Here is a 24230-nt window from a genome sequence, read left to right as displayed (position 1 = left end):
CAAACCCTGTTATTTTTTAACTTACACACTTTGCGGGATAGTGTCCAGGGATTTTTACCACTGAACTTCCTACGAAGAACTGAAATCTACCACTTTCCTGTCCTACGGAGCACGAAACCCCTACTTGTGTATAGGTACTGCTATGCCTCGTTTTTCACTTATCAGTGAACATCAATCCCGTCAAAATATATTTCTGTAATAGCTGTGTCATCATATTTGTCGCCTTTGTAAACCTCTAAAATTTCAAACTTAATTGTCCACCAAGGTTTAGTTTGTAGTTGTTCCCAATTCTCTCTGTCGCCATAACCCAAAGGGGCAAATTTAAAAGTTTGCTCTTGTCTGCTATCCGCAAGATTAAGAATTGCAAATGGTTTATTGTCAACATACATTTTTAGCTTTTTTACTCTGGAATTGTCTTGCCATGCTTTCTGCGATTTTACATAACCGTTTACAATTATGATGTCAGTTATGCGAGGATTTTGTGGCGGAAAATGATAAGTTATATTTTCTCCAATTCCATAACCGGGAACACCTTCAATCCATGCTGTTTTATAGTTAAGATCGTGAATATTATTTGCAGAATATTTTATTCCTCTAATAGTTTTCAAAGTCGAAGAGGAAGAAATTGTGTCTAGTCCACCGCCGCAATACCAACTACAACCTACACCTAGAATGTCCCAATAACTTTCGTGACTTTCATCACAATTGTCATAAATTTTCTTCTCTGCAGGACTAAGCATTTCACCGTCTTTTTGATTGACAACTTTATTCCAAACAGTTTCACATATTTCACGTTGTTTAATAAATTCAATTTCTCCTTGAAGACTTTTGTCAATTAGTTGCACCAGCTTTGGTTGCATGTCTTTTACAGGCTGCCCAAAAACTGTTAAGGTAAAAAAAGTTAAAAATATTATTACTTTTTGTAGTCGCATTGTTGGCATTTTTAAATGGTTTGAGAAATTGCGTTCGGGCGGATTTCGGAGCACAAAACTGTTTACTTGCACTGAACTTTAATAGAAGTACAAAGCTCCAAGTTTGCACGTCACCATGCCTGACGCAAAACGTGTGTTATGGCTTCGTTGTTTTTTCATTCGTCTCAAAGTCCTTTAATGTTTTGCCGTCTTTCGATTTCCATTCTGTCAACCCGTTTGCATTTCGTCCCATTACCATTACTGCCGCTGTCGATGGGCTGCTAAAAATATAATCGTCTGTAAATTCAAAAAAATCCCCTTTGTCAACAAGAACACCTTCGTCAATTAGTTTTTGTCTGTAAGTAATAAAATTAGAGGTCATTGAGTTCACAATTGTCGCCGCAGCTTTTGAGCCTTTGAAAACTACAAAACCGTCTGATGTCGGCTCACCTTGTCCGTCCGCACCACGTGCCGCTTTGATAAAGAATGTCGCTTGTTTTTGTTTAGGTTTAAATTCTCTCTTTTCTTCAAAAACCTTGTGTCCTAAGGTGTTTACTAAAAGCTTTATGTATTCTATAAATTCTTCCATTTCTGCTCTGTCAGATTCAGAAATTGAAGATTGTGTCGGCACGATGGAATTGTCAACTTTATATCTATTTGCTGATTTTGCTATTTCGTGTTGTCTGCTTTCTAAATATTTTATATGAGCTTTATTCAGATTGTCGTCCTTGCTAATGAAAACAATAGTTTCGTTCCAAAAGTCCTTAGATGTCAACTGTTGATTAAGCCTTTTAAGAATTGTCTCTGCTTCACCAATGTAAACTTGTTCCTTTCCGTCATCGTCTTTCCCAAATAGTAGATAAACTCCTGTACTTGTTGTCAAGTCTTCCCTGTCTGAGCAGTCTTTAACTTTAATTCTTGGAATTTTATAAGCCTTTCCTGACCAATTGGAAAGTTCACAACTCATTCGTCCGTTTGGGTCTCCGTCAATTAGGAATATTTTTATTGTCTTACCGAATTTCATTTTTAGTTGTCTGTTTTTTTACAATGAGTCATAACCCGACAATTGGCGAAGTTCCCTCCTTTATCTCAATTCTCAAAAACAAGATTAAATTGTTTAATAACAATACATTGCAGAATTAAATCTATACGTATTCTCAATTTATTAAGACGCACACTCGTTTCGCCTTTTGTCTCTTACGAATATACATTTTTCAACCAAACGTTAGTAACGTATTTCTTAGCCCCGATAGCAGTGAAAAGCCCACAGGTGCAGCAAGGTGTGCGCACGCGGTTTTGCTGGCGACCACCGGAAGCCAAGCCAAACAGCTGTGCAAACCCCTGCGGCGCCGCGGACTTGTAACGAATAGCGGGATTAGCTACTTAAAAACCTTAGTACGACTAAAAATCTTTTCCAGATCCCTTGTTATGAGGCTTTTAGATCGTTTAATAGAAATTTTGCAACGCTATTTTTTAAGCCAACCGTTTAAACAATCGCCTACGGCGCTATATTTTTATTCCTACCTCATTATTCCAAAAGAAATGACCAGTTATAGGAGTTACATGATTTCTGACTTCGCTTAAGTATTTAACTCACTTTAGTAAGTAAACTCACGAGCAACTAAAACAAGAATAGGGCAACTGCCTTATTTTAATTACGCATCCAAAATAAGTACTTGCATAGAAATTTACAAACAGCGCTATGACTACTTTATTGAAAAAATCAATCCTAATTTTAATGCTCTTTATTTTCGCTCAAGGTTTTGCTCAAAGCGGTTATCACACACCTAGTTGTTTCGTAACTTTTGCGAGTTACAACAAAGACCGTTCTAAACTTCTGACCGTTTCTGGCGATGAAGTAATATTGTACGATTGTATCGAAAAAAAAGAAATTTGGAAACTATTACCGTCGCAATTAAATTTAGAAGTTACTGAAAATCCGCAGATTTACGCTACAATCGACGAAAATTTGACCCAACTGCGCGTTGCTGGTAATAAAGCTGGACTTACACTCTTGAATATTCCACAGTTTGTACAAGCGCCACTGCCCGATTCTTTTAATTGTACGAAATCGGGTAAAACAATTATTGCTGAAAGATCAAAGAAAGTCAAATACGCAAATCAATATGACTACTTTTTGTACGATCCAGTAAATAAAGCCCACAAACTCCTAGTTAAAAATTGCTTTAAAGCTGAATTTATGATGGGAAGTAACCTGATCGTATTTTTTTTTAATGCAAAAGACTTCTATCTCGATTATGAAAAAACAAAATTTTACGATACCGACTTAGAACAATTTGTTGACAAACCGTATCCCAATTTCAAAAATCCTCCAACTACCTTATTCCGAGACTCTAACAGCTTGTATACCAATAGCGAAGCAAAGAAAATTATAATTATCGACAATAAAACAAATAAGTCGACCGTAATAAACACAAAATACAAACCAATTGATTACAGTACCGACCGTTATTACAATGGTTTTGTAGCATACGGCGCACAAGAAAATACAGTTGAAGTACTAGAATGTGAGGAACGAGATGGCTTAAAGTATAGTTATATATGTACTTATAACACTAAGACCCTTGAACTTTTAAACGTAATTGAGCTTTCAAATGACAGTTTAAAAGATGTTGCTCTTACTCTTCGAAATGAACGAAAAAAAGTGGTGTTCGAAAAAATGAAAACATATTCAGCCACCGAATACGACCTGTTAGATAAATACAAAACAGTAGCTGGGAAATTTGTATTTCACAGTGCCTCAAAACACCTTATGAAAATTCTACCCGACCAAAAACCAGATGCCCTTGGAAAGGTAAAGGTTCAGATAATTTGCCACGATCGCAAAAAAGAAATAATCGAATATATGCACGTAAATGATTTAGTAAACACAGCTATTTGCAGCTTTGTACGTAACTATACAACCTGCACAAATTGCAATGGAAATGGTAAATTTTCAAAATCTGCCGAACGAACTGTTTGGGATGCAACGATAAGTGCCGGAGCAAAAATAGTGGAAACACAAACGGTAAAAGGAGATTGTAGCATTTGTGGCGGATATGGAATAATACCTATTTTTTAAAAATCAAAAGGTATAGAAACAGCTGTCTTTACTTCATACTTTAAAAAAAAACTACGGGACTACTTTCCAAAAGCAAATTTCAGAGGCGTAGCAAATCGTTTAGCCCAAGCTTTCTCTGAATGATCGGCACCTTTATCGTAAACAGTCATCCAGTTTTTAGCGGTGTAGCCCTTTTCGGTCATTACGGCATCAACTTTTTCTTGCAGTGTAGGATACAGCGCATCGAGCGTTTGGTCGCCGTAGTCAAAGTAAACTTTATGTGATTTCGGGCTGGGTAAATTCGCTTTTAGATATTGTATAAAAGCGTCGGGTATCGGATTGTTTTCCAGCGACCAAATTCCGGGCCAATGCGTGCTTAGGCAGAGTGCTTTCCCAAAGACCTTGGGATATTCGCAAAGGGCATAGATAGAAATTAATCCGCCCATACTTGCTCCGCCAATGGCAGTAAATTCCGGACTTTTACGAGTGCTGTACTTCTCGTCGATGTAGGGTTTTAATTCGGTTACGATGAATTTCAGATAGTTATCGGAATCGATTTTATGCGCGAATAATTTTTGCCCAGGGCTCCGTTCTCCTTGCAATAGTTCTTTTTGAAAAGACTCGGGCAATAAATTGAATGGTTTTTCTGGGAAGTAATTGGCATGTCGCTCCACTGAAATATTATGAATACCAACGATGATAAATGGTTGCACTTCTCCATTTGCTTGGAGCTACTGTGCGGTTTCGTCGGCATCCCAAGACTGCTTGTTCCAAGTGGTCGATGCATCGAACAACATCTGTCCATCATGCATGTATAAAACTGCGTATTTTTCTTTTGGATTATAATTCAGTGGTAACCAAACATCGACACTTCGCGTGGAAATAAATTTAGATGGAAAATTTTCGATTCTCTCTACTTTTCCGATGATTTCTGCTTTTGGCTGCGCCAGCATTATCGATGTATACGCAAGCATAATTAGCACTGTTTTCATAACTTATCGTTTTAAGGTGAAATGACCTCGATCTATGCGTCCGTCGGAAACATACAAGACATACCAATAATCGTCGGCAGGAAGCGGTGTGCCATTTAATGTTCCATCCCAACCAATTTCGTTTCCAGCAGTAATTTCAAACACGAACTTACCGTATCGGTCGAAAATGTACACATAACTTTGTGGAAAATAAAGGGCGTTGATTCCTTTGATGCGCCAAAAATCATTGTAGCCATCGCCGTTTGGAGTAAAAAACTTCATGGCGCCAATCACTGCTAATTCTTGGCTAACTTGTCCGCAACCGTTAATATCGTTCACATAGATGGTGTGTAAACCGGGCTGAACATCTTCAAAAAAGTTATCCGATTGGTAGGGACCAAATTCGTTGTCGAGGCTGTATTCGTATGTTCCTGCACCGCTTACTTGAATGAGTACCGAATTTCTGTCCCGTAAATCTTCGACTACAATATCGGTTATTGTTGCTGTACCCGAATCAAGAACGGTAAACGTGCGCGTTCGGCTGCATTGGGTAAATCGATCGGAAACACGAACACTGTAATCTCCCGATTCGCGAACGGTTAAAACGGGTCGGATTTGCCCAGGAATTTCGATTCCGTCGCGGAACCAAGTGTAACTGTAGTCTGTAAAAATTCCGCTGAACACACCTGCGTCTAAAGTAAAGTTGTCATCCAAATTAGTGCATAAGTAATACGTATTCTCATCAACTTCATCGATATTCGGCAGCGGATTTACTCGGAAAGAAATAACAGCGGTTTCCGAACAATTTGGATTATTCGCATTAAAAATCTCCGCAGTAATGTCCTGAGTATTGGAATTAAAACTTGTTGGAAAAACATCGAAGAGCAAATTGCCCGCTGCGTCAAAGTATCGTGTAGAGAAGGTTGATGAACCTTGAGTAATTGTGCTTTGAATCGTAGACGTATCAAAAATGGAAAATCCATCAACGTCGTCTGGCTCGTCGTCGCAGGCTACAAAACTCTGCGGCAAAATTGGACTTGGTCGTTCATCAACAATAAAAGTAATCGTACCACTTTCCGTACAAGGACCATTAGGATCGTTTGTCAGGTTGTTAACCATATTAACCGTAATCGTTTGACTTGCTGTAACGAACGGATTTGGCAACGCATTTCCGATCAAACTGCCATCTTCTGCTATAAAAGTTAAGGTTATATTACTCTGACCGTTTAAAATTTGTGAGGTTATTGTTGAAGTATCGAAGGCAAAATCTACAGCGTTGTCCATTAAAATTCTGTCACACTGTCTTGGAATTGTTGGGCTATTGAAGGTTGGTAATGGTTCAACAATTAAATTGATATAAGCACCAAGCCCAAAGCAGGCATTATCGGTGGTACTGTCTATTCGAACCCAAATTTGCTGGCCTGAAGGAAAACCGATGTTTCTGTAAGAGCTCAAATTAGTGATTGCTAACGAAACTCCGTTAACATCGGTCTCTATTGTTGCTTCGGCCTCGGTACGATAGAAACTTATGGTAATAGTTGGATTACCGCCAAATAAGTTCCTGATTTGATTTTCAGTGGAAGATAAATCGAAAGTCGTTATACCGTCGCGATCATCATTTTCGGCATCAACAAAATCATCGCATTTAGATAAAGAGAATACGATTCCTGCTGGTATCGTAGTTGCTGAAATGCTCAAATTAACTGTTCCGAAGGAAACGCAACCGCTTGTATTGTCGGTGACACGAACAAAAACAGTTGACTGCACGCTATTACTAAACGCTTGTGGATTTTGAATTTCTTGGGAAGCAATTTGATTTTGTGCTCCCAACAGGCTCAAATAGTACACAAATGTTTCGTTTGCAGAGTTTGTTGAAATTCCTGAATTTGCCTGCTCAAGATTAAATAGGGCAATAGTGTCTAAGTCGGTATCGCACTGTTTTAGTGTAAAATTTTCGATGATTTGAGGCTTGGGAAGAACAGTTAAGTTAGCTGGAGCCGAAAAATCGCCACAGACATTTGCCGTTTGAAACAACCGAACGCGGTATTTAAAATTATTTATCGCAGGCTGAATGTTGTTAATTGTTAGAGTAGCCGTTTGCGTGCCTTGATAAACGGTATTTTCGGGCAAATCGGTAAACGTGATACCGTCGCTACTTTCTTGCCATTGATATCCAGCAATCGCGTTAGTTTGAACTGAAAATTGTGCGCTAAATGTTTGACAAGCAGTAACATCTTGCGGTTGCTGATTTACTGTGATAATTCCAGGAACTGCATAATCGTTATTTGTTAAGGGCGTGTATCCAGTAGCACTACTGGTTACAAGTCCATTACTATCTACATTCAGGGATGAACTTCCCAGTCTACCATCGTTGTTGGCATCGGTAAAACCCGCTTCAATTACATCGTTACAATCATCATCATCGCTGTCGAGGTCAATGTAATTTGCGAAGTCGGTAGTTGTATCGGTATTTGCTGGGGTAAAATTTATTTGTCCGCTTTCAGAGGCCGTTTCCAAATTATTCGCTAGACCGTTGATTCCAAAACTGTTGCCATCAATTCTTCCATTTCCGTTGGCATCAATTGCGCTTGAGCCTGCTTCTACTAAATCATAAATACCATCGTTATCTGAATCGAGATCCAAATAATCGGGAACTCCATCAGTATCCGTGTCCAGTGTTCCGAGGCCGGGTTCTATTGCATCGTTAATACCATTTGTATTTGCATCAACAAATGGAATGTTTTGAAAAGCGACACCTACAGCTTCAAGTCGATCCGGAATTCCATCGTTATCCGTATCGAAATCATTGTAATCAAAAACCCCATCGCTGTCTGTATCTCTTGGCAAACAAGTGGCACGGATATTAAAAATGGCCGTGTTAACGTCGGTTTCTGATAAATTTTTGTGAATGAAGAACAAAGAAGTTACGTCTGAGGCTTTGATTTCAAAATTTCCCGTTCCAAGTGCGAGTGGTGCAGCGCTGTTTAGGCGAAACCGGACATCGAATCCAGAAAATTGCGTTATGCCACTTTCGTAGATTCCGTCGTAGTTAGTATCGATCAGTAGTAAGTCGACTGGATTAATAATTGTAATATTTTTCTCGGCAGTTGACAGTATTCTAAAATCGCCAAAAGAATCGATTTGTGCGTTTACAACTGAGGAATTTGGATACGAAATACTTAAGGAAATAGGCTGTGTTGCTGTAAACTGAACAGTCATTTCATTGGTAACGCCGACAGGTACTGTTGTAATAAAATTTCCATTGGCAAAACCTTGATAACTTTGTGGAGTTGCGATAAAAGAAGGTGTATTGGTAATGGTGTAGCTGTTGCTGTAGTTCTGCACATTAATGTTCGTTGGTCCGTTTACTGCTGTATTCAGAGTAAAATCGCCATACGATTCTGTACAATTCGCTATTCCGTCGTTATCAAGATCTAAATCTACATCGTTTATCGTGCCGTCGGCGTCGGTATCTAAAGCACAAGTACTTACTGGAATTTCATTTGATACTAAAGTGGTTCCGCAGCCAGATATCGTAGCTCTAACGGCATAAAATCCAGGACCTAAGCCGCCGTTTGCCACTTCTTGAGGAATGTACATACTCGCAGTTGCCCCCGGAATATCTACGCCATTAAATTCCCATTGGTACTGATCAAAAGCGGTAAGTACGTTAACCGAAAACTCAATGTTAGGTATGCAATTTGCTGATATGGATGGATCTATCGACTTAAAAGCAATTTCTGGTTTAAATGTAAAGCCGGAATAAAAACCTCCGTAAGTAGCAGCACCACTTGTTCCATAATAGGATACGTAAACCTGACTAGTGCTGTACACCGAAACGTTCCCATTAAATCCTTCGAAGGTATAGGTTTCAAAAGCCGTATTTCCGAGAACTGGAACTGGACCATTAACCACAATATCTGCCGGCAAATCTGAAACGGCGTAAGTTGTCCCATTCAAAATAAACGACAATGTTGATCCCACCTCGGTTACAACAGCAACTGTTCCAGTAAAACTACCGTTGCTTCCAATTTCATTAATTAGCGGGATATTATCGATAATCTTGGGTGTTTCACACTTTAATGGAGGTACGAAGCACATATTTTGATTGGCCTGAGGTGTTGCTACGGTTGGAAGCGAGCCTCCGATACTTTGGAATAAGAAAACGTCTTTGGATGTTCGTATGTACAAATTTCCGTTCGAACTGTAAACATCACCGGTTGGAGCATAGTAATCGCCGGCATTGATTACCGCTACCGGAGTTACCTGATCGTTGTTTAAAAATACTTCGGTATTGTCTTGATCGGCAACAATTAACGGACGCTCAACGATATCAGGACCAATACCTCGAATAAGTATGTATTCACTACCCGTAAGTTCGGCTGGTACAAGTTGGTCGAAACCCAAATCTAAATTACTGGCATTACCATTCGTTCCTGCAATACTACCGCAATTTACCGCGATTGGCTTGTCGGACGTAATTAAAGTTCCGATTATTCCATTTCGATTTGCATCGAGCGGACCAATAGTAGCGATACAAAACGATTCGCCTCTATTCAAGACTACATCGGGTTGTATACTTGAGCCGTTGTTTACCAACTGTACACCAATGTCTATGTCGTTAAAGCTTACTGTTGTATTATTTTCGGTTGCCATTACTGTTGCAAACGAGTAGTGGTTTTGTGTAAACTCAGGAACGGTTTCATTAACAAAAGCGCCAACACGAAAGCGCTTACCTAGTGCAGCTAATCCTTTGGAAACGACACTTCCCGCTTGAAAGTTCTGAGGAGTGGTGGTCATTCTTACCGTTACGTAAACTTGATCATCGGCTTCAACGATAAAACCTTTATTACTGAAAACGCTCCCAACAGATTCGCTTGGAATCAAAAATTGGCTGTTGTCGCCGTTTCCAGCCAAATAAACATAAGGCTGATCTCGGGTAACCGTACCTTCAACAACTCCACCTCCAATGATGTTAATTTTGAATTTTACGGGTGTTGGCGAAGGACAAGAAATATACATATATTGCCCCTGCCCTGCTTGTATGGGTGAGTTTGAAACGGGTGGAATATAGTGCGTTTTACTGAACTGCGCTGACGCAGAAAAAGTTAGAAATAGCGCAATGAATTGTAAAATCTTTTTCATAGAATCTAGCAAGACCCCAAAAGTAACCAAATTTACCGCTTTAAGCTGAAGTGTCCTTTAATTTGGCTACCTGTTTGTAAGAAAATGCTGAACCAATAGTCGTCTGATGGCATTGCAACGCCTTGAAAACGTCCGTCCCAACCTGTCTGGTTTGGCGTGAAGCCGAAAATGACTTTTCCGTACCGATCAAATATTAAGATTCGTTCAATCTGATTGGTAAGTATGCTATTTTTTATCGACCAAATATCGTTGATGCCATCGCCGTTTGGTGTGAAAAATCGCGGATAATCTAAAACGATAAATTCGGCTGTGCTGTTGTCGCAACCAAACAAATCGACGACTGTAGCCGTGTAGATTCCCGCGGCTAAGTTTGTGAATACCGGACTGCTCTGAAAATTTACACCATCGATTGAAAACTCATAACTGCCTAAACCCGAAAAATCGATAGTGGCACTGTTTTGCGCTCCCGAAAAACTAGTAACCGCAACTGTGCGAATGACTGCTGGATTCGACTCCATGACTTCAAATGTTTTTGATGCCGTACAACCGTTTTGGTTTTCGAACGTCAGCGTATAGGTTTGTGGCGTGTTTACGCGTATTTCACGATTCGTTAAACTGCTGTTGTGCGACCATTGGTAGTTGGTAAAACCCGCTGGGCCGGTTAGAACCGCAAAATTTCCGGTACAAAAATAAATCGTTTCTGATGTTGTAAAACTGTCCGGAATATAATCGATACTGATTTCGATAGGAACGATATCAAAACAGTCGATTCCGTTATACAATCGTGCATAGTATGTTTGATTGTTTGCGATATCGTTGGTAATACTACCCGAAATTTCTTGAGTTTCCCAAAGAGCGTTGTTAACACTGGGAAAAAATTTTACGGTTATGTTTGTTGGTAAACCCGACAGTACATCGGTTGTGGCTAAGTCGGTTAGGTTGAAAGTCGTTTTGCCGTCTTTTGTTGTGTCGGTATCGCAAAGTACGTACGACAGTGTTGCGGCATTTCGATCGGTAGCGCCAACTAAGTTAACGGTAGTTGTGGTTTCGCAACCAAAGCTGTTTTTAATTCGCGCAGTTATGGTTTTTGGAAAACTGGTTGTGTACTGTGCCGGATTTGGAATGGGTGTAGTAGCCGAGGCGTCTTCGAAGTAAACCGGACTCAACAATTCGGGATTTCCGCTGGTTAACAGATCGTTTACTAGATTGAGATTGAAGCTCGTTTGACCGTCGGAATCGGGATCGCACTGACGCAAAGTAACGGGAGCTACGGCAGGAATACTGCTGTAATCAACTTCAATACGACCTGTAACCACACAGCTTCCGCTATTGATACTTGCTTCCACTTCGTAAACACCGGGAGCAGTTACGGTGAATTGCGGCGTTGTTACCGATTGCAAGGCTCCGTTTCGGTACCAAGCGTAGGAAACCGAACTGCCGGCTTGAGTGGCATCGAGATTGAGCGTTTGGCCGTCGCAAAGCGGATTTCCATTGGCGCGCGTGCGGTCGGCACCGAGATCGGTGACTGCCTCAAAACTACCTGCTTCTAAGAAAATTGCCGAATCGTATAAGTTGTTTCCCTGATCGGCGATAACGAGTTTAATGTGATAGCTTTCGCCGGGAATGACATTCGCTTTTGCAGTGAGCGGAACGGTTTGTCCGTTGAAATTTGTCGCGCTGTCGCTTCCGTTATATCCCTGAAAATACTGTTCGTTAGCCGGCGGACACACGGTACCGCTGCCGCGAACGGTATTTACACGAACGGGAATGTCGGTTCCGGGAATAACAGCTAAATTTTGATAAGGTTCACTGCTGTTGTTTCGCTTAAGCAGAAAGGCAAAGCCGTCGGTGAAATTGCATTGATTGGCGCTCGGATTGGTGAGATATTGCTCGGACGCCAGCAAATAGCGAAACGAAATAGCGGCTGATAAGGATACAAAATCGAATTCGAGCACGGTTGCATTGATGCTGTTTCCCGCATTTAGCGCGGCTTCCAAATCGTTGTCGCCGGGCCACGCAGTACTGCCTTCGCTGAGTAAACTTGAATTTGGACCTACTGCCGAATTTGCGTTTCCGGTACTGAGAATGATGCCTTGTGTAAATGGAAAATTAACGGGATTGGCGGTAAAAAATCCGGTGGTTTGAAACGTATCGGCTGTGGTGGTAGTGATTGATGCGTTTGAAATGGTTAAACACGGATTGTTAACCAAAATATCTTGTGCTAATTGCTGTGCATTATAATTGGTATCGACTGTGATGGTCTGAGCCGCAAGTATCACAGTGTAGCAAGAGAAAACGAACGTAAAAAATGCCTTTGAACAACGAATCATAGCGAGTGCAAAGATATTACAAAAGCTCGTTTATTTAGCTGCAACGCTTACTAACGCCGTGTTAAAGCTTTTCTCGTGAAGCGACATATTGCGGTTACTAATTTTCGCACAAGGGATTGCCGCGTAAATAGCGCGCAAAAAAAACCGCTATAAACCCAGTTGGGCACGGCGACAGCATAAAGCCCGTGCGCAGCTGTGGTTGAAGCGGTTTTTTTAAGCGGTATTGCAGCAGAAAGCCCGACCCGCCGCACCAGCATTCAATTAAAACTTTGCGGCGGGATGTGCCCAAAAATTATAAATCGCGGCGTTTTAAAACACGGTAACTGCCAATGATAAACACGGCGGTCCAACACAAACTTATTGCAGCAGCTTTATAATTTACATCGAATTTCTTATCAGACTCTAGTCCAACTTGAGCACCCATTTGTTGCACGGCCGACAAGCGCGAAATAGGCTCAACGATGATGTCGGAGATGGCATTTGTTGGCGCAAATTGCATGATTGCGTCAGCTATTTCCGTGTCTAACACTTTAAATCTCAAAATAGCGTGAAGAATAGCAGTTGCGATGTAGAGTATGATTAGAAACCCGAGTGCGAAAGCCGAACGTTTTACGAGAATTCCGACGAATAAGCACAAACTAAAGAATGCGGAAAGTTTTATGAAATACCCGAGCAGATAATCGATATCGGTGATTATGGTTCTAAATTCGGTGAAAGACGAATGGATTAGACCTAAGATAAGCGACAAAAGAAATACAAAAACGGTTGATGCTGCCGCCATTGCAAAGACGGTTAGCACTTTCGATTTTACTAATTCCTTTTTACTTAAACCGTCGATTAAATTTTGTTTGAGCGTTCCGTAACTGTATTCGTTTGCCATCATCGAAACAATAACAATTGCAAGGAAGAACTTGAAATAATCGGCGAAATAGGTGTTAAAGTGCCAAATGTATGGGAAGTTAAAAATCCCGATTTCAGCGATGTTGAAATGAAAATCGCCGATGTCGAATTTTATTGCTGTGATTAATGCGATTAGCGATAACAGTGCGAAGTATGTGATTGTAAGAATTCTACTCGGATTGTTTAGCCAAATCTTCTGAAATTCTATTGAGAGTAATCTTTTCATAAGTTCGCGGTTTTTGTTAGCGTGAGGAACTGTTCTTCTAGGCTTGGCTTTTTGAAAGCTAGGTGCGACACGAATATATTTTCAGAAGCGAGGTATTGGTTTAAGTCGGCTGCTGCTATGGTTGTTGACGTTGTGAAAACTAATTTATCCTGAGCAGAGTCGACACTTTTAAAATACGGATGAAGGCGCAATTTTCGTTCGAGTTCGACTAGATCGTTAGCTGCGAGTTCGAAAAATCCTTCGCTTCGTACCATATCGCTCACGGTTCCGGAGTAGAGCATTTGTCCTTTTTTAAGAACGAGTACATGCGAGCATACTTTTTCTACTTCATCGAGCAGGTGCGAAGCGAGCAAAATGGTAGTTCCCGTGCTTGCAATGAGTCGGATGATTTCGCGAATTTGGTGAATTCCTTGCGGGTCTAATCCGTTCGTAGGTTCGTCGAGAATTAGGATTTCCGGATCGTTAAGTAAAGCTGAGGCAATTGCCAGACGTTGTTTCATACCGAGGGAAAAGGTTCGGAATTTACTGTTCCGGCGCTCGGTTAGACCAACGATTTCGAGTTTTTCGGCCACTTTGGTTTTGGGAATACCTTTGATTTTGCAGACCAGACTAAGATTTTCGGCTGCTGTCATGTACGGGTAAAAATTTGGGCGTTCGATAATCGCGCCTACTTTTTTTATTGCCTCGTGCGTTGACTGTGAACCGTCGAACCACGTAAACTCGCCTGAAGTTTTGTTTACCACGTTTAAGACGATTCCCAGAGTCGTAGATTTTCCAGAACCGTTAGGTCCGAGAATTCCGTACACATTTCCTTTTTTGATTTCAAGCGAGATGCCATTTACGGCGTGTACGAAGCCGTATCGCTTGTGCAGATTTTTGATTGATAGAATTGATTCCACTCCAACTGTTTTGTTCTTACTAGACGAAACACCTGAATAAATGTTACTCGCATTTCTTTATTAATTTTTTAAAGATCGGATTAACCTTATAATGTTACAGTTAGCGGAGGAAAATCGATTTGGGTTAGACGGTCGGAATACACGTAAATCTGGTTTTCACCCACAAACAGCCTGCGCACAGAATAATTGGTTTTAGTGCACGCACAGGTGATTTTTCAGTGACGCCGTGCTTGGATCTAAAATTTGCGAAGTTTTCATTGCAAGCATTACAAATTCTGTGTTTTAATATTTTCTGTGCAAACAAAACTAAAGCAGCGGAGTTTCTGTGAATGCTGCGTATTCTGTGCGAAAAAACCCATACCGCACGAGAAAAAACATAACTATAGCCTCGGCGTATCTGTGAATTCTGCGTACTCTGCGTATTCTGTGCANGCGAAGTTTTCATTGCAAGCATTACAAATTCTGTGTTTTAATATTTTCTGTGCAAACAAAACTAAAGCAGCGGAGTTTCTGTGAATGCTGCGTATTCTGTGCGAAAAAACCCATACCGCACGAGAAAAAACATAACTATAGCCTCGGCGTATCTGTGAATTCTGCGTACTCTGCGTATTCTGTGCAAAAAAAACAAAGTATCAGAGTTTCTGTGAATTCTGCGTATTCTGTGCGGAATAATCCCATACCGCACGAGAAAAAGCATAACTATTGCTTCGGCGTATCTGTGAATTCTGCGTATTCTGTGCGAAAAACTCCCTTACTGCACGAGAAAAAACACAATTATAGCTTCAGAGTTTCAGTGAATTCTGCGTATTCTGTGCGAAGAAAACCAAAGTATCGTGTTGTTCATACTGTGCGAAAAACTCCCATACTCCACGAGAAAAAACATACCAGTTGCTTCGGAGTTTCTGTGAATTCTGCGTATTCTGTGTATTCTGTGCGAAAAAAACAAAGTATCAGAGTTTCTGTGAATTCTGCGTATTCTGTGCGAAGAAAACCAAAGTATCGTGTTGTTCATGCTGTGCGAAAAACTCCAAGATGCTGTGCGAAAAAACAAAACGCGCTCTGATTTCTCAAAGCGCGTTTCGCATCTAAAACAAAACACAATTATGGAATAATAACCAACCTAACCACAGTAGTTAGATGCTAAGCTCCGAAAAAGGTTGCGTTTAGTTTCATTGGTAAATCCTACTAGTTTTTCACGACGGTTCTTGTGATAAATGTACCGTCGGGTTTAACGAAATTAAGTGTGTACGTTCCTGCTAAAGTTGGTGCAAACTGATAAGTTCGGGATAAAATTGGCAAATCTTGTGTGCAGATACATCCTTCATACTTTGTCGAAACGCGTATGGTTCTTGTATTCCCTTGACTTTGTTCGTCGAACGCATAGAACTGCCCGCAACCGTTATCTACCTGAAACGAAACTTCAAACGCAAAGGTACCTTCAACTAGAGTAGGTACATCGACAACTTCCTGTACGCCTTCAAGTTGGTAATCGATACAGGTATCATCGTTAGTAGAATCGTCTGTACAGCTAAACGAAATAGCAATAAATGCTGCTGCAATAAAAAATCTTCTTAACATAATTTTTCTTTTTTTAAGAGATGTTCAAGTGGCTAATGGGTTGCGCTAGCTTTTTTGCTCTTTGTTGAAATACACGAGATAATAGTACATTTGTCTTTCCTCGTCCCAACCTTTTTCCACGAATTTTTCTGCACTTTCTGGATTGATGAAATCGAGTTTAATTTGAATGTTGGTATCGAGTTGAATCGTGTTTTTCAGCTTTTTACGTGCATCGGTTACGGCGGCATTTGCAATTGGAAAAGAGGTTACATCTTCGATGCTGTACTTTTCTCCTTTATCAACCTTATAGTTTTTAAATTCTGGAATGAGATCCGGATTGTCGAGCACTTCATTTAAGAAATTAGTTTCTTCAAAGTTGTCGTTTTTAGCAAAATAGTTCACCGAACGATTCATAAACATAACTTCTTCCTTCTTATCTTCTGCGGGAAGCACTACGTCTTTAGCGAAATCCTGGCAAAATTTCAGGTATTTTTTTGTGATGAAGTTTTCATCTTGGAAAACATCGACATTCAAGAAGTGTTCGAGCCAATAACGAGCGTCGTAACGATTCGAATCTACAGATAAAATCTTGTATCCTTCTTCTTTTTTGTAATTGAAAACCAAACAACCTTTGTCGAGTTTACTGAGGTTTATACCTTGTTGAAGCAGTAACGTCAGGTTTTCTTCCTTCTCTTCAAATTGAAGGAAATCGGTTTGAATTTCACTTTTGAAAATTCCGATCGCATCCACACGTTGGTTGTCGATCAGTGCATTGGTAAGATACGCAACAAATAACTCCCCATTTTTTATGTGCGGGTGATTCGATTGTTCGTATAAATGCTGTGCTACTTTGCTTGCTTGCTCGTGCGCTGTATGCGGATTATCAAAAATACTGCTCAAAATGGTGTACATTTCGTTGTACTCCAAATCTACTTCATGCGCAAATTGGTAGTAGTTTTCCTCTTTTTCGCGAAAAGGTTTAAAGAAAAACTCCTTGATGAGCGGCATCATCTCATCGCTGAGATTTAAAGTGTCTTTTGATAAGAACACACCTTCGTTGCGACTCTTGTTGCCAATTCTATGTAAGGAAAGCGATTCTATTTGGGTATTATAGAGATTAATCATGTGTTTGTGGCTGGTATTTTAGTTCCAATTTTCTTCAAATCCGTAATCTTCAAAGTTTTCACCGCTGTCAAATTGGTCGAAATCTTCCTCGTCGTAACCGTCTTCATCAAAATCAAGTAGGTTTTCACTATCGTCAACAAACTTTTTCTCGGGTGCCATAGCAGGCATGATGCCGTGTGAGAAAAGTACGTTCGGATAAGTTGTTCCCAGTTCAGGCTCGTCGATGGCGGCTAATTCTACAAAAAATGTCCACATGTTAATGTAATCATACACGTAAATCATTTTCGTCATGTCTTCCGAAAACCATTCTGAAATCTGGTAATCGGCCATAATTTTAGCTTCACCGGGCACATCACCGGTATCAAACAACGAAATTTCTTCGCCTTGGCTCCACTGATCGTCCGAACTATAAAACGACGCGGGTTCCATACCGTCAAAATCAAAAGCATTTACAATAGCATTGTGTAAATCTTCTAACGAATCCTCGTCGGCTATTGCAATATCTCGGAATACATCATCTTCATCATCAAGAATGACGCGAAATTTATAAATACTCATCTCATCAAAAATTGAGGGGCAAATTTAAGAGGTTTTATGTCGCTTAAGCAGAAAAAATCATCTAAAGCATGTCGAATAAAATTTACCAGCGATGGGCAACCGCTTTTCAAAGTTGAGTTCTAAAAGTTTAGATCAGAAACTTTAACAAATACGACAAGTTCTCGCAAGACTCAGCAGAATTTATGCGCCCGAACTACATTTGCGTACAAGAGAAAGTTAAGGAAACCACTCCTCCCCTTTTCCTTGAATTATTTCACTAAATTTGCACGCCGAAAAAGAGGTGATTTATCATGTTAGACCGTTTACAATATATTAAACAACGTTTCGACGAAGTTTCCGATTTAATTATTCAACCCGACGTCATTTCCGACCAAAAGCGCTATATCGCTCTCAATAAAGAGTATAAAGATTTAAAAGCAATCGTCGAAAAACGCGAAGAATACATGAATGTTGTTGGCAACATCGACGAAGCGAATGAAATCATCGCCGACGGCTCCGATGCCGAAATGGTTGAAATGGCGCGCATGCAATTGGATGAAGCCAAAGAACGACTTCCGCAATTGGAAGAAGAAATTAAATTCATGCTGATTCCTAAAGATCCTGAAGACGCTAAAAACGTGATGATGGAAATTCGCGCAGGAACTGGTGGCGACGAAGCATCGATTTTTGCTGGCGACCTCTTCCGCATGTACACCAAATACTGCGAAAGTAAAGGTTGGAGAACCTCAATAGTCGATACTAACGAAGGTACGGCAGGCGGATTTAAAGAAGTTATTTTCGAAGTAACCGGAGAAGACGTTTACGGAACGCTTAAATTCGAAGCAGGCGTGCACCGCGTACAACGCGTACCACAAACCGAAACGCAAGGTCGTGTTCACACCTCGGCAGCTACTGTAATGGTTTTGCCTGAAGCAGAAGAATTCGACGTACAGATAGATATGAACGATGTTCGCATCGACTATTTCTGTTCGTCGGGTCCGGGAGGTCAGTCGGTAAACACAACCAAATCGGCCGTTCGATTAACGCACATTCCTACAGGCTTAGTTGCCCAATGCCAAGACGAGAAATCGCAGCATAAAAACAAAGACAAAGCTTTAACGGTACTTCGCTCGCGTTTGTACGAACAAGAACTCGCTAAAAAGCAAGAAGAAGATGCCAAAAAGCGCAGTTCACAAGTTAGTTCGGGCGACCGATCTGCGAAAATCCGAACCTACAATTACGCGCAAGGCCGTGTAACCGATCACCGTATCGGACTTACACTGTACGAATTACAAAATATCATGAATGGCGACATTCAAAAAATTATCGACGAATTGCAGTTGGTAAACAATACCGAGAAATTAGCGGAAGGCGTCATGTAAACAACAAAATCGTGGAGATACATCAGCTCGTACAGCAAATTAAAATCAAAAAGTCGTTTTTATGTGTGGGTTTAGATACCGACACCAAACTGCTCCCCAAATACTTAGCTGGCGCCGACGATCCGATTTTTGAGTTCAACAAAGCTATTATCGATGCCACACATTTTGTAACCGTTGCCTACAAACCCAATGTGGCGTTTTACGAAGCGCAGGGCGAAAAAGGTTGGTTGGCCTTGCGAAAAACCGTTCGCTACATTAAAGATAATTACCCCGAAATTTTTACAATAGCCGATGCCAAACGCGGCGATATTGGAAATACCGCCGATATGTACGCCCGTGCTTTTTTCGATGATTTGGGCTTCGACAGCGTAACTGTTGCTCCGTATATGGGTCGCGATTCGGTAGAACCCTTTCTTGCGCATCCGAACAAACAAACCATTTTACTGGCGTTAACGTCGAATCCGGGCGCTGCCGATTTTCAATTAGGCACAACCGACCAAACAGCGCTTTTCGAAAAAGTTCTCGAAACTTCGCAAACGTATCAAAATGCACACAATCTGATGTACGTAGTGGGCGCTACTCGTCCGGAGTATTTTCAGCAGGTGCGTAAAATTGTGCCGAACAGCTTTTTGTTGGTACCTGGCGTGGGTGCTCAAGGCGGTAGTTTGGCCGAAGTTTGTAAATACGGATTAACCGACAACATCGGACTTCTAGTAAATGCTTCGCGAGCGGTTATTTACGCCAGTTCCGAAGCCAATTTTGCCGAAAAAGCCGGCGAAGCAGCCTTCAAACTGCAAGAGGAAATGCGAGCGATTTTAAATAAAGCGGGTATTTAATTTTTTTTGAGAAGCTAGAGACGAGAAACGAGAAGCTAGACTTCATAACGTTCACCACTTAACGTATCATTTTCCCACCCAAACCACGTATAGTTGGCAGGTGCCTGAGCCTGTCGAAGGCTGGAAGTGTTTTTTTTAAGAAGCGAGAAGCGAGAAACGAGAAGCGAGACTTTGATGATTTCGCCATTTAACGTATCGTTTTGCCCAGCTGAACCCACGTATCGTCGGAGCCTGAGCTTGTCGAAGGCAGCATTGTGTACATTGTGAAAAACTTTGTGAAACATTGTGCTCCATCACAGCAGGAGCTTTTCGAAGGCTGATTTTTCTTTTTTAGAAGCTAGTCCCGATAGCTATCGGGATTGATGACTTCACCACTAAACGTGTCGTTTTGACCGACTTAACAACGTATCGTAGTTCGGCGCCTGAGCTTGTCGAAGGCAGCTTGTCGAAGGCCAATCTTTTAATCTTTAAATCTTTCAATCTCGAAATTTTTTCCAGCTTTATCCGGCTGTTCGCTATAGTCCGCAAAAAATACGTCTCGTTCAGTTGGCAGGTGTTGGGCTTCTTGGGTCGCCCGCACCTACCGCTTCACGTAGCCGTATTTTTCTTACGGGCTGCCGCTGCCATCCGGGCTAGGGCAAACGTTACCAAAAACTCGTGAAAAAATACCTATAAGTAGGTAGTTTTGGGAATAGTGAAGTGCATATTTTAGCGCAGAAGAGAAAAGAATTTTTTAACAATACATACAAAAGGCGAGATAAGTATCCGATTTAGTAGATTAAAAACGCGGACAAATTTATTGGTTCAATATACTGTTATTGAATAATTTATGAGTGTTTTTGAAAATTGAGAAAGATGCGGGAACTTCGGCAATTATTAAGTTACCTGAAAGCTTAAAGACAGACGAAACAAATGACAGACTTATCAAATAGAATTAGAACAAAAAATGAAGCGACAGGAATGAGAGTTGTCGCTCAATATGTTCAAGAATTCTGGGAATGTGGTTGGCAACCCTTTGACGCTAGGAATGACAAAGGAATTGACGGTTTAATTCTCATGAGAAGAAGAAATACTGATTTAGGCGTAAAAATAAACGTTCAAGTAAAGTGTGGAGCTAAATATATTTCAAGTGAAACTAAAGATGAAATAAAAATATCCATTGACGATAAACTTGGCTTATTAGAACACATCGAATACTGGAAAAAGCAAATTGAGCCTGCGATATTGATTTTTATAAATCCTGCAAAACCAATCAGAGACAAGAGCGGAAAGATAATCAAAGATGAAAAAGGCAAAATCATTTGGAAAGAAAGCCGCCTAAAATCAAAAGCTTGGTGGGTAGATTTAAAAAGTGATGACCTTCGTGTTGATAAAACGAAAACTCTAATTAGTATCCCAAAGAAGAATGTTTTCGGTGAGCACAGTAAAGGTGAGTTTTATAAATTAATAAGACCATTAATGTCCAATGCTCATTTACCTTTGATCAATTTGAATAGTGGAAGTAAGAAGCTTTTGAATTCAATAAAATTAAAGGAGGAATCTCATGTTTTTTACAAGAACTGGAAAAACGGGAAAACTACATTCTGTAAGGCACTTGACAAAAATATTAGAGTTTCAAGAACAGGTTGGAATCATATTCTCTCATCAAAAAGAGGTGCAGAAAGGAGAATTAATTCGTTAAAACTTTTGGGAGTTGCAAAACAGATTATTGATGAAGTTGATAAAGACAAGTTCTTTTTGCTTAATCAAACGGAGAACTTTTTTGAACTTGAACAAAAATTAGGAATTAGGGCAAGATATATCGATAAACAGATTGGTGAACAAGTTGTTCAAGTGATTATTTTAAGAAAAATGAATACTAAAAACCGAAATGAAAAGTACTGGTTTTATAGCGTTCATTACAGAAGATAGATGCATTACCCTTGTTTAATTCACCTTTATAAGCGGTTGACTTGCATCCTAAAACGCTAAAATAGCCGGCCACACATCTATCTCGCTGAAATTAGCAACAAACATACGAAGAAAAACGATAAAAAACCAGCAGCCAACAGCCGCTTGCCAAAACCGGGGCGCACGTGGTGGCAGGAACTTTTCGGCTTTGAATAAAAATTAGTGGTGACTTGACAGATGGTGCTTCGAAAGCCCTGCCTTCGTAAGGCTGGAAAACGATACCAATAAGCCAAAAAAACGAATCGTCAAAAACATAACAATTCAATATAAAAACGATTAAATTTGGCGAATGACTGATTTGAATAAAACATATCTGTTCAGAATGACTCATATTGAGAATATTCCACATATCCTTCAATACGGCATAACACATTCAAACTCGGCAAATGCCAACCCTAATTTTGTTCCTATTGGTGATGGAAGCTTGATTTCCACTCGAAACAATATTTTATTGAGCAACGGCAGACTATTGGGTGAATACATTCCGTTTTATTTTGGTGTAAGAACACCTATGCTGTATGTGGTACAAAATGGATTTAATATGGTAGCACCTATACCTGCCGAAAACATTGTGTATTGCATTACTTCTGTTCAGAAAATCATTGACCTTCAATTGGATTTTGTATTTACCGATGGCCATGCTGTTGATAAATTCACATCCCAGTTTACTACACAAGACATCGATAACCTTGACAATATATTAGATTGGAAAGCTATAAGAACAAAATATTGGCGTGATGATAACGACCTTGACTTAAAAAGAAGAAAAGAAGCGGAATTTTTAGTTTCGGGCGATATTTTAATAAATGCTATTTTAGGTTACTCAGTTTACAATCAAAACTCAAAAAATAAAATCATTAACTGTGGTGTGGATGCAGCTAATGTTCACATTAAATCAGAATTCTATTTTTAAGATATGATACAATACAAAACAGGCAACTTGTTAGACAGCGAAGCAGAAGCTTTGGTTAACACCGTTAACACCTTGGGGGTAATGGGTAAAGGTATTGCCTTGCAGTTTAAAAATATGTTTCCGAACAATTTTAAATTGTATGCAAATGCTTGCAAAAACAAAGAAGTAAAAGTTGGTAAACTGCTTGTTACCGAAGAAGAAGCATTGTTGCCTGGAAAGAAAATCATCATCAATTTCCCAACAAAAACTAATTGGCGTTTGCCTTCAGAATATCAATACATTGAAAGCGGATTGGCTGAATTAGTGAAAGTGATAAAAGAAAAGAATATCAAATCCATTGCTATACCGCCTTTGGGTTCGGGTAACGGTGGTTTGGACTGGAACAAAGTAAAACCGATTTTGGAAAAACATTTGAGTAACTTGGATTGCGAAATTTTTATATATGAACCTTCAGCCGCTATTCAGGAAGCTTTAAAAAAAGAACGTGTAAAACTTACGCCAGCCAGAGCGATGCTACTTTCTGTGTTGTATGAATTGGTTCGTAACGGAGAGTTTGTATCTGAATTTTCATCCGAGAAAATTGCTTATTTTCTGCAACGATTTGGAGCAAAGGAAACTTTCAAGTTAGAATTTCAACCTAATTTTTACGGACCCTATTCTGGCAAAGTAAAGCACGTATTATATTATCTGAATGGCAGTTACATAATGGGATATAGTTCAAAAGACAAAAAACCTTTTGAAGAATTGGGCTTAATTCCTGATGCTGAATCGGAAGTGAACGAGTTTTTGAACAAACCTGAAAACGCAACACACAAAAGCACAGCAGAAAAGGCAAAATCATTCTTGACAGGATTTTACTCTCCATTTGGCTTAGAATTACTTTCGACAATTGACTTCATAATTTCTGAAAAGAATGCCAAAACTTCGGAGGCAATCACGAAAGAACTAGAAAATTGGAGTGACAGGAAGAAGACTTTATTTACGAACCCTAAATTTATTCAAATAGCAATCAAAAATTTAGAGTTACACCTAAATTAAACCAAGATTTGTGCTTCTATCAAAGTTCGTGCTTGGTTGACAGTGAAGTGCTCCGAAATCCCCGCTCCCCAAACTCTCCCGACTTTGAGGCTAGCACCGTCTGAACGTGTCGAATGTAGCTTATCGAAAATTTAACCGCAAAGAGCGCAAAGATTTACGCAAAGTTCGCAGAGCTTTTTTAGTATCAAGATGGGAGTAATAAGTATTAAGATGGGAGTATTAAGTATTAAGACTTCATGACGTTCACCACTTAACGTTTCATGCTCCCTACTGAACCCACGCATCGTTGGTGCCTGAGCGGGCCGAAGGCAGCATTGTGTATGTATTGAAAAACTTTGTGAAACATCGTGCTCCATTTTCGCTTTTTCCCTTCCGATAGCTATCGGAATTCGCTTTTTTCCATTTTTTAGGCTTAATGGACATTTTTTAGGCTGATAATCGTGTGAAGC

Annotated in this window: 18 protein-coding genes; 6 read left to right on the top strand and 12 right to left on the bottom strand. The window is 40.1% G+C overall.

The genetic code is table 11. The features are described 5' to 3' along the window. Positions 1-161: 161 nt before the first annotated feature. Both CHX27_RS05655 and CHX27_RS05650 read right to left on the bottom strand, forming a co-directional pair. Positions 162-932, bottom strand: coding sequence for an NADase-type glycan-binding domain-containing protein (locus CHX27_RS05655; RefSeq protein WP_133063425.1), 771 nt, complete (start codon positions 930-932; stop codon positions 162-164). Between the two features lie 136 nt (positions 933-1068). Next, a complete protein-coding gene (locus CHX27_RS05650) occupies positions 1069-1935 on the bottom strand; it encodes a GIY-YIG nuclease family protein (protein WP_094485789.1) in 867 nt (288 codons plus the stop codon). Positions 1936-2613: 678 nt separating this feature from the next. Between CHX27_RS05650 and CHX27_RS05645 the strand changes: the two genes are divergently transcribed. Further along, positions 2614-3993 (top strand): hypothetical protein, encoded by a 1380-nt coding sequence (locus CHX27_RS05645; protein ID WP_094485788.1) that lies wholly within the window; start codon positions 2614-2616, stop codon positions 3991-3993. Between the two features lie 59 nt (positions 3994-4052). On the opposite strand, the gene CHX27_RS05640 is transcribed toward CHX27_RS05645, so the two are convergent. The 9 genes from CHX27_RS05640 to CHX27_RS05595 all read right to left on the bottom strand — a co-directional run bounded on the left by CHX27_RS05640 (position 4053) and on the right by CHX27_RS05595 (position 17683). Next, positions 4053-4685, bottom strand: a complete 633-nt coding sequence (locus CHX27_RS05640; RefSeq protein ID WP_207758937.1) for an alpha/beta hydrolase — start codon at positions 4683-4685, stop codon at positions 4053-4055. An 18-nt stretch (positions 4686-4703) separates the two neighbouring features. After that, entirely contained in the window at positions 4704-4964 is a 261-nt protein-coding gene (locus CHX27_RS15700; RefSeq protein ID WP_207758936.1) for a hypothetical protein, read from the bottom strand. Positions 4965-4967: 3 nt separating this feature from the next. Further along, positions 4968-10088, bottom strand: coding sequence for a T9SS type B sorting domain-containing protein (locus CHX27_RS05635; RefSeq protein ID WP_094485787.1), 5121 nt, complete (start codon positions 10086-10088; stop codon positions 4968-4970). A gap of 32 nt (positions 10089-10120) precedes the next feature. Beyond that, positions 10121-12367 carry a T9SS type B sorting domain-containing protein gene (locus CHX27_RS05630; protein WP_165764451.1) on the bottom strand — a complete coding sequence of 749 codons (2247 nt, stop codon included), beginning with the start codon at positions 12365-12367 and terminating at the stop codon, positions 10121-10123. A gap of 343 nt (positions 12368-12710) precedes the next feature. Beyond that, complete coding sequence (locus tag CHX27_RS05625) at positions 12711-13544, bottom strand: ABC transporter permease (protein ID WP_094485785.1); 834 nt, start codon at positions 13542-13544, stop codon at positions 12711-12713. Continuing rightward, on the bottom strand, positions 13541-14443 hold the full coding sequence (locus CHX27_RS05620; protein ID WP_094485784.1) for an ABC transporter ATP-binding protein: 903 nt from the start codon (positions 14441-14443) through the stop codon (positions 13541-13543). Before CHX27_RS05620 ends, CHX27_RS05625 begins: the two co-directional genes overlap by 4 nt. A 1185-nt stretch (positions 14444-15628) precedes the next feature. Beyond that, positions 15629-16021 (bottom strand): hypothetical protein, encoded by a 393-nt coding sequence (locus CHX27_RS05605; protein ID WP_094485781.1) that lies wholly within the window; start codon positions 16019-16021, stop codon positions 15629-15631. A 45-nt stretch (positions 16022-16066) separates the two neighbouring features. Further along, entirely contained in the window at positions 16067-17125 is a 1059-nt protein-coding gene (locus CHX27_RS05600; protein WP_094485780.1) for a nucleoid-associated protein, read from the bottom strand. Positions 17126-17143: 18 nt separating this feature from the next. Continuing rightward, complete coding sequence (locus CHX27_RS05595) at positions 17144-17683, bottom strand: IS1096 element passenger TnpR family protein (protein WP_094485779.1); 540 nt, start codon at positions 17681-17683, stop codon at positions 17144-17146. A gap of 290 nt (positions 17684-17973) precedes the next feature. Here CHX27_RS05595 and prfA point away from each other — a divergent pair, with 290 nt between their 5' ends. The 5 genes from prfA (at position 17974) to darG (ending at position 23781) form a co-directional block, all read left to right on the top strand. Next, positions 17974-19044, top strand: coding sequence for a peptide chain release factor 1 (gene prfA / locus CHX27_RS05590; RefSeq protein WP_094485778.1), 1071 nt, complete (start codon positions 17974-17976; stop codon positions 19042-19044). 11 nt (positions 19045-19055) lie between these two features. Next, positions 19056-19880, top strand: a complete 825-nt coding sequence (gene pyrF / locus CHX27_RS05585) for an orotidine-5'-phosphate decarboxylase (RefSeq protein WP_094485777.1) — start codon at positions 19056-19058, stop codon at positions 19878-19880. Between the two features lie 912 nt (positions 19881-20792). Then, the gene (locus tag CHX27_RS05570) at positions 20793-21791 is read left to right on the top strand and encodes a DUF4365 domain-containing protein (RefSeq protein WP_094485774.1); all 999 of its coding nucleotides are present in this window, start codon (positions 20793-20795) and stop codon (positions 21789-21791) included. A gap of 361 nt (positions 21792-22152) precedes the next feature. Continuing rightward, positions 22153-22743 carry a type II toxin-antitoxin system toxin DNA ADP-ribosyl transferase DarT gene (gene darT, locus CHX27_RS05560; RefSeq protein ID WP_165764450.1) on the top strand — a complete coding sequence of 197 codons (591 nt, stop codon included), beginning with the start codon at positions 22153-22155 and terminating at the stop codon, positions 22741-22743. A gap of 3 nt (positions 22744-22746) precedes the next feature. Continuing rightward, the gene (gene darG / locus CHX27_RS05555; protein ID WP_094485771.1) at positions 22747-23781 is read left to right on the top strand and encodes a type II toxin-antitoxin system antitoxin DNA ADP-ribosyl glycohydrolase DarG; all 1035 of its coding nucleotides are present in this window, start codon (positions 22747-22749) and stop codon (positions 23779-23781) included. Positions 23782-23912: 131 nt separating this feature from the next. Here the strand turns inward: darG and CHX27_RS15695 are convergent. After that, positions 23913-24230: hypothetical protein (locus CHX27_RS15695; RefSeq protein ID WP_207758935.1), on the bottom strand; the 318-nt coding region annotated here is incomplete at its 5' end.

The organism is Flavobacterium aurantiibacter, from assembly GCF_002251775.1.
In the GTDB taxonomy this organism is placed as follows: Bacteria; Bacteroidota; Bacteroidia; order Flavobacteriales; family Flavobacteriaceae; genus Flavobacterium; species Flavobacterium aurantiibacter.
This window is presented reverse-complemented; position numbering and strand designations above follow the sequence as displayed.